We start from the raw sequence: 15,059 nt of genomic DNA on the forward strand, positions 1-15,059 counted from the left end.
GGCGCCGGGTGATCTACTCCCGGTCCAGGAGGAATACCCAGATGAACAAGCCTGTCAGCAAGGTCCGCGAAGCCAAACTGGAGTTGTACCGCAAGAAGGGAAAGATCCACGCCCGCGAGGTGCGCGGCCGATTCAACACGATCCGCTGGGCGATGGTGTGGTTCACCCAGCTGGTCTTCTACGGGGCCTGCTGGCTCCAGTGGGGCGGCCGCCAGGCCGTGCTGTTCGACATTCCCCACGAGAAGTTCTACCTCTTCGGCCTGGTGCTGTGGCCACAGGATGCGCTGCTGCTGGCCATCATGCTGATCCTCGCAGCCACCGGCCTGTTCCTCGTCACCGCGCTGGCGGGGCGGCTGTTCTGCGGCTTTGCCTGTCCGCAGACGGTCTATACGGAAATCTTCATGTGGATCGAGGCCAAGGTCGAGGGCGACCACCTGGCCCGCCTGAAGCTCGACCAGGCCCCGCCGAGCCTCGGCAAGCTGGCCCGGCGCGGCACCAAGTACGCGCTGTGGGGGCTGGTGGCGGCGTGGACGGCGATCAGCTTCGTCGGCTACTTCACGCCGATCCGCGAGCTGCTGCCGGCGCTGGCGGGCTGGAACGTCGGCCCGTGGGAAGGCTTCTGGCTGATCTTCTACGGTTTGTTCACCTACGTGCAGGCCGGCTTCGCCCGTGAGGCGGTGTGCCAGCACATGTGCCCGTACTCCCGTTTCCAGGGCGTGATGTTCGACAGCACCACCCGCACCGTCAGCTACGACGTGGCCCGCGGCGAGCCGCGCAAGGGCGCGGCCGCGTTGAAGGCGGCGGGGCAGGGCGCCGGGCAAGGCGCAACGCAGGGCAAGGGCGACTGCATCGACTGCGGCATCTGCGTGCAGGTCTGCCCGACCGGCATCGACATCCGCGACGGCCTGCAATACCAGTGCATCAACTGCGGCCTGTGCGTGGATGCCTGCGATGACGTGATGGCCAAGGTCGCCAAGCCCGTTGGGCTGATCCGCTTCGCGTCGGAGCAGGAACTGGCTGGCCAGCCCCCACGCAGTGGGCGGCCGCGGCTGGCGGTGTATGGCGGGTTGATCGGGGTCTTCGTGGCCCTCGGCGCCTGGACCCTCAGCGAGCGTTCGCTGCTGCTGGTGGACGTGCTGCGCGACCGGGGCAGCCTGTCGCGGGAGACCGCCGAAGGGCTCATCGAGAACGCCTACACCCTCAAGTTGATGAACCTGGCCGAGGAAGACCGCGACTTCGACGTGGCGGTGAGCGGCCTGCCCGGCATCCAGCTGGTCGGTGCGAGCCACTTCAGCGGCGAGGCCGGCGGCATCCGCGAAGTCCATGTGACCGTCGCCGCGCCGCCCGACGCCGCCAAGCCCGGCGCCAGCCCGATCGCCTTCCTGATCAAGGCCCGCCAGGACCCCGACACCCAGGTCAGCGAGAAGAGCACCTTCGTGCTGCCCTGAGCCCCGCCCGAGAACAGAGACCATGTACCGCTACAACGAAACCGACCAGCGCCTGGTGGATGACCGGGTCGTCCAGTTCCGCGACCAGATGGCGCGCTTTCTCGACGGGCGCCTGGCGGAGGACGAGTTCCGCCCGCTGCGCCTGCAGAACGGCCTCTACATCCAGCGCCACGCGCCGATGCTGCGGGTCGCCATCCCCTACGGCACGCTGGCGGCCTACCAGCTGCGCAAGCTGGCCGACATCGCGCGCCGCTACGACCGGGGCTACGGCCACTTCACGACGCGCAGCAACATCCAGTTCAACTGGGTGCGCCTGGAGGAGACGCCGGACATCCTGGCCGAACTGGCCGCCGTGCAGATGCATGCGATCCAGACCTCCGGCAACTGCATCCGCAACATCACCACCGACCAGTTCGCCGGCGTGGCCGCCGACGAGCTGTTCGACCCGCGCCCCTACTGCGAGATCGTCCGCCAGTGGTCCACGCTGGCGCCGGAATTCCTGTTCCTGCCGCGCAAGTTCAAGATCGCCATTGCCGGCGGCGAGGAGGACCGCGCAGCCGTGCGCTTTCACGACATCGGTGCCCGTGCGCGGGTGGACGAGGATGGGCGGATCGGCTTCCAGGTCTTCGTCGGCGGCGGCCTCGGCCGCACGCCGATGGTCGGCCAGTGCCTCAAGGATTTCCTGCCGCGGGAGGAACTGCTCAACTACTTCGAGGCCATCCTGCGGGTCTATAACCGCTACGGCCGCCGCGACAACAAGTACAAGGCGCGCATCAAGATCCTCGTCAAGGATCTGACGCTGGACGGCTTCGCGCGGGAGGTGGAGGAGGAATGGGCATGGAGCCGCGGCGGCCCGGGCGTGATCGCCGAGCAGACCTTCGACGACATGAACGCCTTCTTCACCCGTGCCGACCTGCCGCCTGCTGACGCGGCCGACCCGGTCTATGCGGCGGCGCTGGCTGGCAACCGCGCCTTCGCCCGCTGGGTCGAGCGCAACGTGGCGGATCATCGCGACCCCGGCCGCGCCATCATTACCCTGTCCCTGAAGAAGGCCGGCTCGCCGCCGGGGGACGCCACCGCCGAGCAGATGGACGGCGTGGCCGAGCTGGCCGAGCGCTTCGGCGCCGGCGAGATCCGCGTCAGCCACGAACAGAACCTGGTGCTGCCCCACGTCGCCCGCCGCGACCTGCCGGCCCTGTGGGAAGGCGCGCGGGCGCTGGGCTTGGCGACGCCCAACATCGGCCTGCTGACCGACGTGGTGTGCTGCCCGGGCGGCGACTTCTGCTCCCTCGCCAATGCCCGTTCGATCCCGGTGGCGGCGGCGGTCCAGCAGCGCTTCGAGGATCTGGACTATCAGTTCGATATCGGGCCGCTGGAGCTCAACATGTCCGGCTGCGTGAATGCCTGCGGCCACCACCACATCGGGCACATCGGCATCCTCGGCGTGGACAAGAACAACGAGGAGTATTACCAGGTGACGATAGGCGGCCGGGAAGGCACGCGGGCGGCCATCGGCAAGGTGATCGGCCCGGCCTTCGCGGCCCAGCAGATCCCCTACGTGATCCAGCGCCTGCTGGAGGTGTACCTGGCCCTGCGGCATGAAGGGGAGCTCTTCATCGACGCGGTCGAGCGTCTCGGCCTGGAGCCCTTCAAGACCCGCGTGTATGGAGGTGGAGCATGAGCGCCTTGATCCTCAAGCACGGCGAGATCGTCGCCGACCGCTGGCAGCCCATTGCCGCCGATGCCAGCGCGGCGCACATCGCCGACGCCATCGCGGCGGGCGGGCCGCTGCTGCTGCCCTTGCCGCTGTGGCTGGCGCACCGGGCGGCGCTCGAACCGCAGCGGGCTGGCGTGCTGCTGGTGGCGGAAGACGGGCTCGACGCGGTGCTGCCGCGGCTGGATGACATCCCGCTGATCGCGATCCACTTTCCGGTGTTCACCGACGGGCGCGGCTACTCCCTGGCCCGCCTGCTGCGCAGCCGCCACGGCTATCGCGGCGAGCTGCGGGCGGTCGGCGATGTGCTGCGGGATCAGCTGTACTTCCTGCATCGCTGCGGCTTCGACGCCTTCGCGCTGCGTGCCGACCAGGTGGTGGAGGAGGCGCGGGCGGCCTTCGCGGATTATTCGTGGGCGCCGCTCGGTGGACGCGGGGAAGGTCACGGCATGAGCCACAATGAGAGCGTTGAGTGAAAACTGAGCCGGGGTGTCACCCCGGCCGCATTGCCGAAGGCCTGCCGATGAATTCCGCCGATCACCTTGTGTCCGACCGTCCGGGCCTGTCCGACCACACCAAGGGCTTGCTGGCCGCTTGTGTGGTGGTGTTGTGCTGGTCGGGCTTCAACATCGTCTCCCGCCTCGGCAGCAAGGGCGTGCTGACGCCCTTCGACATCGCGGCGATGCGCTTCGGCGTGTCCGGGCTGATCGCGCTGCCTTTCTTCCTGGCCCGCGTGAAGCCGGCCGACTGGCCGCGCTACATGGCGCTGGCCCTGTTCGGCGGCCTCGGCTACGGGCTGCTGGTGTACTCGGGTTTCGCTTTCGCGCCGACCGCCCACGCAGGCGTCTTCGTGAATGGCGGCATCCCGTTCTGGACCATCGTCATCGTTGCCGTGCTGGCCGGTTTCCGGCTTGCCCGCCACATCGCGCTGGCGCTGCTGCTGTCGTCCTTCGGGCTGGTACTGATCGGTTACGACAGCGTGGTGGCCGGCCGCGGCGGCGCCCAGTGGATCGGCGACCTGCTGTTCTTCGCCGCCGCGCTGACCTGGGCCATCTTCGGCCTGCTGATGCGCCGCTGGCAGGTCCGCCCGTGGCTGGCGATCACCGGCGTGGCGAGTTTTTCCTGTGTGGCCTACCTGCCGGTGTACCTGCTGTGGCTGCCGAAGGCGGTGCTGTTGGCGCCGGCCGGGGAGATCGTGCTGCAGTGCGTCTATCAGGGCATCATCGCGGCGCTGCTGGCGGGCAGCATGTACAGCTACGCCAACCACAAGATCGGCGCCTGCCAGGCCTCGATGATGCTGGCGCTGGTGCCGGGCGTCTCGGCAGTGGGGGCCTGGCTGCTGCTCGACGAAGCCATCGGCCCGCGCGTGATCGTTGGCATCCTGGTGGTGTCGGCCGGCGCCGTGCTGTGCGCGCTGCCGCCGCGGCAGGCGGCCAGGGCGGGCGCCTGAGGGGCCGCGTCGCCCGATCCGTACCGTCAGCAGGATCGCAAGGCAAGCTTGCCATAGCAATCATTGTTTCCAATAATGATTGCTATGGCAGGCTAGAAATCATCCGTTTATCAGGAAGAAATCACCCAGATCGCCCAGCGTCTGGGCGGGCGTATCCGTGCGGCCAGGATCTTCCGGAACTGGCGCCAGGAGGATCTGGCGGCACGCACCGGCTTCTCCCGCTCGACCATCCAGGCGATTGAACGAGGGGAGGCGACGGTCGCCATCGGCAGCGTGCTGCAAGTCCTCTGGCTGCTCGGCCTGGCCAACGAGGTCGAGCTGATCGCCGATCCGGGACTGGACAGGGAAGGGTTGTCGCTGGCGCTGGATGCGGCCAAGAAGCGCGTACACGTCCAACGGAAGATCGATGACGACTTCTGAGGATCTCTTCATCTGGGTCTATCTGCCCGGCCAGCAGAGGCCGGTCGTGGCCGGGCGGCTGAGCGTGTCGCAAACCGCCGCCGGCAAGGTCGGACATTTCACCTACGGGCGCTCCTATCTGGAGCGTCATGAAGCCATTCCCATCGACCCGGTCGCGCTGCCGTTGAAAAAGGGCGAGTTCACCTTCACGTCCCTGAGCGGCTTTCCCGGTGCGATCCTCGATAGCTGCCCGGACCGCTGGGGCGTCAAGGTGATCGATCGGCTGGTCGGCCAGCAGGATTATCCGCGTGGCTACATCCTCAGGAACGATCCCGGCCGCGCCGGTGCTTTGGCCTTTTCGAGCGGGGCGAAGGACGTTCCGCAAGAGCAAGTGAGCCGTGAGTTCTCCCTGGCGCAGTTGCTTGCTGCGGCGGAAGACGTGGAAGCCGACCGCCCTGTGGATAGCGAGTTGCTGAAAGCCCTGCACCCGGGCACCGGCGGCGCCCGCCCGAAGTGCAATATCGTCGAGAACAATGCGGTCTGGATCGCCAAGTTTCCCAGCATCGACGACGAACCTCGCATCAGCATTCCGCGCCTGGAGCACGCGACCATGCAACTGGGCCGGCTCTGTGGAATCTCGACGGCGGAAACCCTTATCCGGGAAGTGGATGGCCGGGATGTCTGCCTGGTGCGGCGGTTCGACCGGGAAGTGACCGACGCCCGGATTGGCCGGCGCGGGTTTCTGAGTGGCCGCAGCGTCTTTCATGCTGACCCGGCCTACGCCGCGGTGTCCACGCCTTCCTATGCGCGCCTGTCCCGCTGGATGCCGCGCTACGGCTGCACGGAGGTGCATCGCAAGGCGCTTTTCGGTCGCATGGTATTCAATTGCGTCGTGAAGAACGTGGATGACCATGAGCGGAACCACGGTCTCCTGCATGTGCAGGGCGACACCTTTGAACTGGCGCCGGCCTACGACATCGTGCCCAGCTTGAAACGCCACGCCGTCCATCACCACGCCATGCTGGTCGGAGACTCCGGCGCCGGCACCATCGCCAATCTCGTCAGCGTGGCGGAAGCTTTCACGCTCGATCGGGACGAAGCGCTGGCGGTCATCCATGAGATTCAGCGGACGACCCTGAAATGCTGGCGGGACGTCTTCTATGAAGCGGGTTTCGGGGATGAGGAGCTACGCGCCGTTGAGCCTGTCTTCCAGGCTCTCCCCGAGGGGCACTGAATTCAGGCGACGCGACCCAGCTAGGCGCACAGGGTCTTGCCTACCGTCTCGCGGATCAGTTCGACCATCGCTTGCTGGGTCAGCGTGGCCGGGCGCAGGGCGCTGACGGCCAGGGACAGGCGAGTGTGCAGCGGCGGGGTGATCGGGTGGGGCAGGAGCTGGTCGGCCTTGCTGGAGGTTTGCAGCGCGGTCTTCGACAGGATCGCCACGCCGGCGTCGTCCGCCACCAGGTCGAGGAGGGCGCTGACGCCGTCGATCTCGATGGCGATGTTGGGGCGCAGCCCGGCGTCGGCCAGCGCGGCTTCGATGACCATGCGGATCGCGTTGGGGCGGCTGGGGATGATCAGCGCCATCTGGGCGACTTCTTCCAGCGTCACCGGGCGCGCTGGCTGGCCCTTGTCGGGGCGGATCAGGAACAGCTCCTCATCGAGCAGCGGGCGCGTCTCGATGTCCGGGGACGGCATCGTGCTGTAGACCAGTGCGACGTCCAGGCGGCCGGAGATCAGGGATTCCTGCATGGTCACCGAGAGGCCTTCGCGGATGCACAGGGACGCTTCCGGAAGGCGCTCGCGGAAGGCGCGGGTCAGCGGTACCGTCAGCACGCGGGCCAGGCTCGGCGGCAGGCCCACCGCGACGCGGCCGGTGAGGGCGCCGCGCACGCGGCCGAGCTCCTCCCGCGCCCGTTCCACCTGGTGGAGGATGCCGCGGGCGTGTTCGAGCAGGACCTTGCCGGCTTCGGTCAGCGTCACGCCGCGGCCGTTGCGCACCAGCATGTTCTGGCGCAGCTCCACCTCCAGCAGGCGGATCTGCCGGCTGAGGGCCGGCTGGGCGATGTCGAGCACGATGGAGGCGCGCGTGAAGCTGCCGAGTTCGGCAACCCGCACGAAGTATTCGAGCTGTTTCAGATCCATGGGCGCAAGCTTTTCGGGACTCGGCGGAAGTACCGAAAGGTATCACGAACTGTTATAGCTGCTAGAGCATCAGACCGCTATTGCAGGGGCTGGCACAGGCGAAGAATGCTTCGCATGCAAACGCCAATCAAAACCTGTTTCATGCGCGGCGGCACCTCCCGGGGGCCGTTCTTCAACGCTGCGGACCTTCCCGCCGACATCGCCACCCGCGACCGGGTGCTGCTCGCGGTGATGGGTTCCCCCGACCGCCGTCAGATCGACGGCCTCGGCGGCGCCCACCCGCTGACCAGCAAGGTGGGGATCGTCTCGAAGAGCACGACGCCGGGGGTCGATCTGGAGTTCCTGTTCGCCCAGCTCCAGCCCGACAAGGACACCGTGGACACCACCCCCAACTGCGGCAACATGCTCGCCGCCGTGGTGCCCTTCGCGCTGGAGGCCGGCATGGTGCAGGCCCAGGGCGAGACCAGCACCTTCCGCGTGCTGACTCTCAACACCGACATGCAGTGCGACATCACCGTGCCAACGCCGGGCGGCCAGGTGGAATACGCCGGCGACGCGCGCATCGACGGCGTGCCGGGCAGCTCGGCGCCGATCACCATCAACTTCCTGGATACCGCCGGCTCGGTGTGTTCCGGCCTGCTGCCCACCGGCCAGGTGAAGGACGTGATCGACGGCATCGAGGTGACCTGCATCGACAACGGCATGCCGCTGGTGATCTTCCGCGCCGCCGACGTAGGCCGGACCGGCTACGAGAGCGTCGCTGAGATGAACGCCGACACCGAGCTGAAGGACCGCATCGAGCGCCTGCGCATCGCCTGCGGCCACGCGATGGGCCTCGGCGACGTGAGCGCCAGGAACTATCCCAAGATGACCCTGGTGGCGCCGGCTCGGGACGGCGGCAGCCTGACCACTCGCAGCTTCATTCCCCACGTCTGCCACGACGCCATCGGGGTGCTGGCGGCGGTCACCGTGGCCACCGCCTGCGTGCTGGAAGGCTCGGTCACCGCGGGCATCGCCCAGGTGCCGGACGGCAACGTCAAGGCGGTGTCGGTGGAGCATCCGACCGGAGAGTTCTCGGTGGAGCTGGAGCTCGATCCGGCCAACCCGCAGAACGTCACCCGCGCCGCACTGCTGCGCACCGCGCGCCTGATCATGCGCGGCGAGGTGATGGTGCCGGCCGCCGTGTGGGACGGCCGGCAGGGCTGAGCCGGCACTTCCCGATCCATCGGGGCAAATCCGTAGGGGCGAATTCATCCTCCCGCGAGCTTCGCCAAAAGGGGCCGCGGGGGATGAGTCCGCCCCTGCAAGGCCATCGTCAGCAAGAAGGCTGGGCCGCACAAGAAAAACAAGCGATCCAACAAACCAAAATAGCCGCCACCGGCGGCACCTGGAGGAGAAGTCGAAATGAGCCAGACCCCGAACGTCAATGTGCAGACGTTCCTCAACGAGCACCCGTTTTCCGGTTTCCAGTGGCTGGTCTTCGGCCTGTGTTTCTGCATCGTGCTGCTGGACGGTTTCGACACCGCCGCCATCGGCTACATCGCCCCGTCGCTGATCCAGGAGTGGGGCGTCACCAAGCCGGCGCTGGCGCCGGTGCTCAGCGCGGCGCTGTTCGGGCTGGCGGCGGGGGCCATCTCCGCCGGGCCGCTGGCCGACCGCTTCGGCCGCAAGCGCCTGCTGGTGGTGTCGGTGCTGATCTTCGGCGTGGCCTGCCTGGCCTCGTCCTTCGCCGGCAGCCTCACCGAGCTGTCGGTGCTGCGCTTCGTCACCGGCCTCGGCCTCGGCGCGGCGATGCCCAACGCGGTGACGCTGATGAGCGAGTACTGTCCCGACGCGCGCCGGGCGACCCTCACCAACGCGATGTTCTGCGGCTTTCCGCTGGGCGCCTCCCTTGGCGGCTTCCTGGCCGCGTGGATGATTCCCCAATGGGGCTGGCGCAGCGTGCTGGGCCTCGGCGGCCTGGCGCCGCTGGCGCTGGTGCTCATGCTGTTGCTGTTCCTGCCCGAGTCGGTGCGCTACATGGTGGCCAAGGGCTTCTCCGTCGAACACATCCGTAGCGTGCTGCGCCGCATCTCCAGCGCCGCCGACAAGGCCACCGCCTTCGTGATGACCGAGAAGGCCCACGCCCCGACCGAGGGCAGCGGCATCGGCGTGGTGCTGTCGCGCAGCTACGTGGTCGGTTCGGTGGCGCTGTGGGTCGCCTACTTCATGGGCCTGGTGATCTTCTATGCGCTGATCAACTGGATGCCGGTGCTGTTCAAGGACGGCGGCCTCGATCCCAAGACCGCGACGCTGATCTCGGCGCTGTTCCCCCTCGGCGGCGTCGGCGCGATTTTGTTCGGCTGGCTGATGGACCGCTTCAATGCCAACCGGGTCATCGCGGTGGGCTACTTCCTGACCGCCGCGGCGATCTACGCCATCGGCCACGCGGCCGGCAGCATCGGCCTGCTGGTGGCGGTGGTGTTCGGCGCCGGCGCCATCATGAACACCGCCCAGTCGTCGATGCCGGCCCTCGCGGCGGCCTTCTACCCGACCCGCGGCCGCGCCACCGGCGTGGCCTGGATGCTCGGCATCGGGCGCTTCGGCGGCATCGCCGGTTCCTTCCTGGTGGCCGAGCTGAGCGCTCGGCACCTGGATTTCGGCAGCATCTTCGCGGTGGTCGCGGTGCCGGGTCTGATCGCCGGCGTGGCCCTGCTGGTGAAGGAGTTCGTGCATCCCGAAGCCGTCGGGGCCAAGCCCAAGCTGGCGGATGCGCCGGGCCATTGATCGCCTTCGCAAAGGATATAGCAAAGCGATATAGCTGCTAGAGCGCTAGACCGCTTATGCGCGGTCTGCAGCCTTGGAACAATGCAGCCATACAAGCAAGAACCCACAAGGAACACACCATGATCATCGACATCCACGGTCACTACACCACCGCCCCGAAGGCCCTCGAAGAGTGGCGCAACCGCCAGATCGCCGGCATCAAGGATCCGTCCGCCATGCCCAAGGTGTCCGAGCTGAAGATCAGCGACGACGAGCTGCGCGAGACCATCGAGACCAACCAGCTGCGCCTGATGAAGGAGCGTGGTTCCGACCTGACGATCTTCTCGCCGCGCGCCAGCTTCATGGCCCACCACATCGGCGACTTCAACATCAGTTCCACCTGGGCGGCCATCTGCAACGAGCTGTGCTACCGCGTCAGCCAGCTGTTCCCCGACAACTTCATCGGCGCCGCCATGTTGCCGCAGAGCCCCGGCGTTGATCCGGCCACCTGCATCCCCGAGCTGGTGAAGTGCGTTGAGCAGTACGGCAACGTCGGCATCAACCTCAACCCGGACCCGTCCGGCGGCCACTGGACCAGCCCCCCGCTGCATGACCGCCACTGGTACCCGATCTACGAAAAGTTGGTCGAGTACGACATCCCGGCGATGGTGCACGTATCCACCAGCTGCAACTGTGCCTTCCACACCACCGGCGCCCACTACCTGAACGCCGACACCACGGCCTTCATGCAGTGCCTGACCTCCGACCTGTTCAAGGACTTCCCGACCCTGAAGTTCGTGATCCCCCACGGCGGCGGCGCGGTGCCCTACCACTGGGGCCGCTTCCGTGGCCTGGCCCAGGAGCTGAAGAAGCCGCTGCTGAAGGACCACCTGCTCAACAACATCTTCTTCGACACCTGCGTCTATCACCAGCCGGGCATCGACCTGCTGACCAAGGTGATCCCGGTGGACAACATCCTGTTCGCCTCCGAAATGATCGGCGCCGTGCGCGGCATCGACCCGGAGACCGGCCACTACTACGACGATACCAAGCGCTACATCGAGGGCACCCTGAACCTGTCCGCCGAGGACCGCTACAAGGTCTACGAGGGCAACGCCCGCCGCGTCTATCCGCGCCTCGACACCGCGCTGAAGGCCAAGGGTCTGTAATGAAACACGCCCCCCGAAGCGCCTGCGATCCCCTACGAGAAACCTGGAGACATTGAGATGACCCTTCCCATGAACACCCTCGGTATCGTCAAGCGCAACATCGACCGCGCCGACCCGGCCGCCGTCGAGAAGCTGTCCCGTTTCGGCGTCGCCACCATCCACGAAGCGATGGGCCGCGTCGGTCTGATGAAGCCGACCATCCGCCCGATCTTCGCCGGTGCCCGCCTGTGCGGCACCGCCGTCACCGTGCTGCTGCAGCCGGGCGACAACTGGATGCTCCACGTGGCCGCCGAGCAGATCAAGCCGGGCGATGTGGTCGTCGCCGGCTGCACCGCCGACAGCACCGACGGCTTCTTCGGCGACCTGCTGGCCACCTCCTACAAGGCCCAGGGCGCCAAGGGCCTGATCATCGACGGCGGCGTGCGCGACGTGAAGGACCTCACCGAGATGAACTTCCCGGTCTTCAGCCGCGCCGTCCACGCCAAGGGCTGCACCCGCGCGACCCTCGGCTCGGTGAATGTGCCGGTGGTGTGCGCCGGCGCCGTGGTTACCCCGGGTGACGTGGTGATCGCCGACGACGACGGTGTGGTGGTGGTGCCCGCCGCCATCGCCCAGCAGGTGGCCGACGCCGCCGAAGCCCGCGAGAACAACGAGACCGCCAAGCGCGCCCGCTTCGCCGCTGGTGAGCTGGGCCTGGACATGTACAGCCTGCGCGAGCCCCTCGCCAAGGCTGGCCTCAAGTACATCGACTGAGCGAGACGACGATGGAATTCACCAAGACTCCCGGCTGGCTCGACTGGTATGCCGGTCCGTCCAAGCCCCGCTTCCAGCTGCCGGCCGGCAGCGTGGATGCCCACTGCCACGTGTTCGGGCCCGGCGCCGAGTTTCCCTATGCCCCTGAGCGCAAATACACCCCCTGCGACGCGTCCAAGGTCCAGCTCTTCGCGCTGCGCGACCACCTCGGCTTCGAGCGCAACGTCATCGTGCAGGCCACCTGCCATGGTGCCGACAACCGGGCGTTGGTGGATGCGCTGGTCCATTCCGACGGCAAGGCCCGCGGTGTCGCCACCGTGAGGCGCAGCATCTCCGACCAGGAACTGCAGGACCTCCACGCCGCCGGCGTGCGCGGCGTGCGCTTCAACTTCGTCAAGCGGCTGGTGGATTTCACGCCGAAGGACGAGCTGCTGGAGATCGCCGCCCGCATCGCCCCGCTGGGCTGGCACGTGGTGATTTACTTCGAGGCGGTGGATCTGCCCGAGCTGTGGGACTTCTTCACCGCGCTGCCGACCACCGTGGTCGTCGACCACATGGGCCGCCCGGACGTGACCAAGCCCATCGACGGCCCGGAGTTCGAGCTGTTCCTGAAGTTCATGCGCGAGCACAAGAACGTGTGGTCCAAGGTCAGCTGCCCTGAGCGCCTGTCCGTCACCGGCCCCAAGGCGCTGGACGGCGAACAGGCCGCCTACAAGGATGTGGTGCCGTTTGCCCGCCGCGTCGTCGAGGAATTCCCCGACCGCGTGCTGTGGGGCACCGACTGGCCGCACCCCAACCTCAAGGATCACATGCCCGACGACGGCCTGCTGGTGGATTTCATCCCCCACATCGCCCCGACCGCTGAGCTGCAGCAGAAGCTGCTGGTGGATAACCCCAAGCGACTCTACTGGCCCGAAGAAGCACAATGACTGTTCCACCGCGGGCCCCATGAAGGGCTCGCGGGGACGGCAGGAGACACCACGATGGCACTCGACAAGCCTTACAAGGACATTCCCGGCACGACGATCTTCGATGCCGAGCAGTCCCGTCTCGGCTACCACCTCAACCAGTTCTGCATGTCGCTGATGAAGGCCGCCAACCGCGAGCGTTTCAAGGCCGACGAGCGGGCCTACCTGGACGAGTGGCCGATGACCGAAGAGCAGAAGCAGGCCGTGCTGGCCCGCGACCTCAACCGCTGCATCGCGCTGGGCGGCAACATCTACTTCCTCGCCAAGATCGGTGCCACCGACGGCAAGAGCTTCCAGCAGATGGCCGGCAGCATGACCGGCATGAGCGAGGAGGAATACCGCGACATGATGATCAAGGGCGGCCGCTCCGCGGAGGGCAACCGCTACATCGGCGAGGACGGCGACGCCCAGGCCCATCATCAGCCGCAAGGGAAGAAGGACTGACCATGGCCAAGATCACCGCATCCGTTTATACCTCCCACGTGCCGGCCATCGGCGCCGCCATCGACCAGGGCAAGACCACCGACCCGTACTGGGTGCCGCTCTTCGAGGGCTATGAGCCGTCCAAGGAGTGGATGGAGGCCAACAAGCCGGACGTCATCTTCCTGGTCTATAACGACCACGCCACGGCCTTCAGCCTGGAGATGATCCCGACCTTCGCGATCGGCTGTGCCGCCGAGTTCCAGCCCGCCGACGAAGGCTGGGGCCCGCGCCCGGTGCCGGTGGTGAAGGGCCACCCGGAACTGGCCTCGCACATTGCCCAGAGCGTCATCCAGGACGACTTCGACCTGACCATCGTCAACAAGATGGATGTCGACCACGGCCTCACCGTGCCCCTCAACCTCTTGTGCGGCAGCCCGCAGGAATGGCCGTGCCCGGTGATCCCCTTCGCGGTCAACGTGGTCCAGTACCCGGTGCCGTCCGGCCGCCGCTGCTACAACCTGGGCAAGGCCATCCGCAAGGCCATCGAATCCTTCGACAAGCCGCTCAAGGTGCAGATCTGGGGCACCGGCGGCATGAGCCACCAGCTGCAGGGGCCGCGCGCCGGCCTAATCAACCGCGAGTGGGACAACGCCTGGCTCGACAAGCTGATCGCCGATCCCGAAGGCGCCGCAGCCGTGCCGCACATCGACTACGTGCGTGAAGCCGGCTCCGAGGGCATCGAGCTGGTCATGTGGCTGATCGCCCGCGGCGCCATGGACGACGTGGCCGGCGGCCCGGCGCCCAAGGTCGCCCACCGTTTCTATCACGTCCCTGCCTCCAATACCGGCGTGGGCCATCTGATTCTGGAGAACCAATAAATGAGCAAGACGATCAAGGTCGCGCTGGCCGGCGCCGGCGCCTTCGGCATCAAGCACCTGGACGGCATCAAGAACATCGACGGCGTGGAAGTCGTCTCCCTGATCAGCCGTGACCTGGAAGCCACCAAGGCGGTCGCTGACAAGTACGGCATCCCCCACGTCACCACCGAGCTGGACGAAGCCCTGGCGCTGCCCGAAGTGGATGCGGTGATCCTGTGCACGCCGACCCAGATGCACGCCTCCCAGACCCTGGCCTGCCTGAAGGCCGGCAAGCACGTGCAGGTGGAGATCCCCCTGTGCGACGTGCTGAAGGACGGTGAGGAAGTGGTGGCGCTGGCCGAGAAGAGCGGCCTCGTCGCCATGTGCGGCCACACCCGCCGCTTCAACCCCAGCCACCAGTACGTGCACAAGAAGATCGAGGGCGGCGAGTTCAACATCCAGCAGATGGATGTGCAGACCTACTTCTTCCGCCGCACCAACATGAACGCCCTCGGCCAGCCGCGCAGCTGGACCGACCACCTGCTGTGGCACCACGCCGCCCACACGGTGGACCTGTTCGCCTACCAGTGCGGCAGCCCCATCGTGCAGGCTAACGCCATCCAGGGCCCGATCCACCCGACCCTCGGCATCGCGATGGACATGTCCATCCAGCTGAAGGCCGCCAACGGCGCGATCTGCACGCTGTCCCTGTCCTTCAACAACGACGGCCCGCTCGGCACCTTCTTCCGCTACATCGGCGACACCGCCACCTACATCGCCCGCTACGACGATCTGGTGAACGGCAAGGAAGAAAAGATCGACGTGTCCAAGGTCGATGTGTCGATGAACGGCATCGAGCTGCAGGACCGCGAGTTCTTCGCCGCCATCCGCGAAGGCCGCCAGCCCAACTCCAGCGTGGCCAGCGTGCTGCCCTGCTACAAGGTGCTTCACCAGTTGGAACAACAGCTCAACGCCGGCGCGTAAGGCT

Annotated in this window: 15 protein-coding genes; 14 read left to right on the forward strand and 1 reads right to left on the reverse strand. The window is 67.0% G+C overall.

The genetic code is table 11. The features are described from left to right. Positions 1-41 precede the first annotated feature (41 nt). The 6 genes from ccoG to AC1PQG_RS05930 all read left to right on the forward strand — a co-directional run bounded on the left by ccoG (position 42) and on the right by AC1PQG_RS05930 (position 6,245). The gene (gene ccoG / locus AC1PQG_RS05905) at positions 42-1,448 is read left to right on the forward strand and encodes a cytochrome c oxidase accessory protein CcoG (RefSeq protein WP_481121690.1); all 1,407 of its coding nucleotides are present in this window, start codon (positions 42-44) and stop codon (positions 1,446-1,448) included. 22 nt (positions 1,449-1,470) lie between these two features. Beyond that, entirely contained in the window at positions 1,471-3,129 is a 1,659-nt protein-coding gene (locus AC1PQG_RS05910) for a nitrite/sulfite reductase (RefSeq protein WP_481121691.1), read from the forward strand. Continuing rightward, positions 3,126-3,638, forward strand: coding sequence for a DUF934 domain-containing protein (locus AC1PQG_RS05915; protein ID WP_481121692.1), 513 nt, complete (start codon positions 3,126-3,128; stop codon positions 3,636-3,638). Before AC1PQG_RS05910 ends, AC1PQG_RS05915 begins: the two co-directional genes overlap by 4 nt. Then, the gene (locus tag AC1PQG_RS05920) at positions 3,635-4,612 is read left to right on the forward strand and encodes a DMT family transporter (protein ID WP_481121693.1); all 978 of its coding nucleotides are present in this window, start codon (positions 3,635-3,637) and stop codon (positions 4,610-4,612) included. The genes AC1PQG_RS05915 and AC1PQG_RS05920 overlap by 4 nt, the downstream gene beginning before the upstream one ends. Positions 4,613-4,753: 141 nt before the next feature. Continuing rightward, positions 4,754-5,032: a helix-turn-helix domain-containing protein gene (locus AC1PQG_RS05925; RefSeq protein WP_481122974.1), complete on the forward strand. Its 279-nt coding sequence runs from the start codon at positions 4,754-4,756 to the stop codon at positions 5,030-5,032. Then, complete coding sequence (locus tag AC1PQG_RS05930; RefSeq protein WP_481121694.1) at positions 5,019-6,245, forward strand: type II toxin-antitoxin system HipA family toxin; 1,227 nt, start codon at positions 5,019-5,021, stop codon at positions 6,243-6,245. Before AC1PQG_RS05925 ends, AC1PQG_RS05930 begins: the two co-directional genes overlap by 14 nt. A 20-nt stretch (positions 6,246-6,265) precedes the next feature. Here AC1PQG_RS05930 and AC1PQG_RS05935 read toward each other — a convergent pair whose 3' ends face one another. Then, positions 6,266-7,156 (reverse strand): LysR substrate-binding domain-containing protein, encoded by an 891-nt coding sequence (locus AC1PQG_RS05935; protein WP_481121695.1) that lies wholly within the window; start codon positions 7,154-7,156, stop codon positions 6,266-6,268. Between the two features lie 114 nt (positions 7,157-7,270). Here AC1PQG_RS05935 and AC1PQG_RS05940 point away from each other — a divergent pair, with 114 nt between their 5' ends. The 8 genes from AC1PQG_RS05940 to AC1PQG_RS05975 all read left to right on the forward strand — a co-directional run bounded on the left by AC1PQG_RS05940 (position 7,271) and on the right by AC1PQG_RS05975 (position 15,055). After that, positions 7,271-8,362 carry a 4-oxalomesaconate tautomerase gene (locus tag AC1PQG_RS05940; RefSeq protein ID WP_481121696.1) on the forward strand — a complete coding sequence of 364 codons (1,092 nt, stop codon included), beginning with the start codon at positions 7,271-7,273 and terminating at the stop codon, positions 8,360-8,362. A gap of 198 nt (positions 8,363-8,560) precedes the next feature. Next, complete coding sequence (locus AC1PQG_RS05945) at positions 8,561-9,922, forward strand: MFS transporter (RefSeq protein ID WP_481121697.1); 1,362 nt, start codon at positions 8,561-8,563, stop codon at positions 9,920-9,922. Positions 9,923-10,041: 119 nt separating this feature from the next. Further along, the gene (locus AC1PQG_RS05950) at positions 10,042-11,070 is read left to right on the forward strand and encodes an amidohydrolase family protein (RefSeq protein ID WP_481121698.1); all 1,029 of its coding nucleotides are present in this window, start codon (positions 10,042-10,044) and stop codon (positions 11,068-11,070) included. A gap of 57 nt (positions 11,071-11,127) precedes the next feature. After that, positions 11,128-11,823 (forward strand): 4-carboxy-4-hydroxy-2-oxoadipate aldolase/oxaloacetate decarboxylase, encoded by a 696-nt coding sequence (gene ligK, locus AC1PQG_RS05955; RefSeq protein ID WP_481121699.1) that lies wholly within the window; start codon positions 11,128-11,130, stop codon positions 11,821-11,823. Positions 11,824-11,834: 11 nt separating this feature from the next. Beyond that, on the forward strand, positions 11,835-12,752 hold the full coding sequence (locus AC1PQG_RS05960; RefSeq protein WP_481121700.1) for an amidohydrolase family protein: 918 nt from the start codon (positions 11,835-11,837) through the stop codon (positions 12,750-12,752). A gap of 54 nt (positions 12,753-12,806) precedes the next feature. Then, entirely contained in the window at positions 12,807-13,235 is a 429-nt protein-coding gene (ligA, locus tag AC1PQG_RS05965; protein WP_481121701.1) for a protocatechuate 4,5-dioxygenase subunit alpha, read from the forward strand. 2 nt (positions 13,236-13,237) lie between these two features. Beyond that, the gene (locus AC1PQG_RS05970) at positions 13,238-14,092 is read left to right on the forward strand and encodes a class III extradiol dioxygenase subunit beta (RefSeq protein ID WP_481121702.1); all 855 of its coding nucleotides are present in this window, start codon (positions 13,238-13,240) and stop codon (positions 14,090-14,092) included. Then, the gene (locus AC1PQG_RS05975) at positions 14,093-15,055 is read left to right on the forward strand and encodes a Gfo/Idh/MocA family oxidoreductase (protein WP_481121703.1); all 963 of its coding nucleotides are present in this window, start codon (positions 14,093-14,095) and stop codon (positions 15,053-15,055) included. The last annotated feature ends 4 nt before the right edge of the window (positions 15,056-15,059 follow it).

The organism is Zoogloea sp. GDB6, from assembly GCF_056724105.1.

Coding starts and splice junctions, on each gene's coding strand:
- ccoG (WP_481121690.1), top strand. CDS start 42: ATGAACAAGCCTGTCAGCAAGGTCCGCGAAGCCAAACTGGAGTTGTAC.
- AC1PQG_RS05910 (WP_481121691.1), top strand. CDS start 1,471: ATGTACCGCTACAACGAAACCGACCAGCGCCTGGTGGATGACCGGGTC.
- AC1PQG_RS05915 (WP_481121692.1), top strand. CDS start 3,126: ATGAGCGCCTTGATCCTCAAGCACGGCGAGATCGTCGCCGACCGCTGG.
- AC1PQG_RS05930 (WP_481121694.1), top strand. CDS start 5,019: ATGACGACTTCTGAGGATCTCTTCATCTGGGTCTATCTGCCCGGCCAG.
- AC1PQG_RS05935 (WP_481121695.1), bottom strand. CDS start 7,156: ATGGATCTGAAACAGCTCGAATACTTCGTGCGGGTTGCCGAACTCGGC.
- AC1PQG_RS05940 (WP_481121696.1), top strand. CDS start 7,271: ATGCAAACGCCAATCAAAACCTGTTTCATGCGCGGCGGCACCTCCCGG.
- AC1PQG_RS05945 (WP_481121697.1), top strand. CDS start 8,561: ATGAGCCAGACCCCGAACGTCAATGTGCAGACGTTCCTCAACGAGCAC.
- AC1PQG_RS05950 (WP_481121698.1), top strand. CDS start 10,042: ATGATCATCGACATCCACGGTCACTACACCACCGCCCCGAAGGCCCTC.
- ligK (WP_481121699.1), top strand. CDS start 11,128: ATGACCCTTCCCATGAACACCCTCGGTATCGTCAAGCGCAACATCGAC.
- AC1PQG_RS05960 (WP_481121700.1), top strand. CDS start 11,835: ATGGAATTCACCAAGACTCCCGGCTGGCTCGACTGGTATGCCGGTCCG.
- ligA (WP_481121701.1), top strand. CDS start 12,807: ATGGCACTCGACAAGCCTTACAAGGACATTCCCGGCACGACGATCTTC.
- AC1PQG_RS05970 (WP_481121702.1), top strand. CDS start 13,238: ATGGCCAAGATCACCGCATCCGTTTATACCTCCCACGTGCCGGCCATC.
- AC1PQG_RS05975 (WP_481121703.1), top strand. CDS start 14,093: ATGAGCAAGACGATCAAGGTCGCGCTGGCCGGCGCCGGCGCCTTCGGC.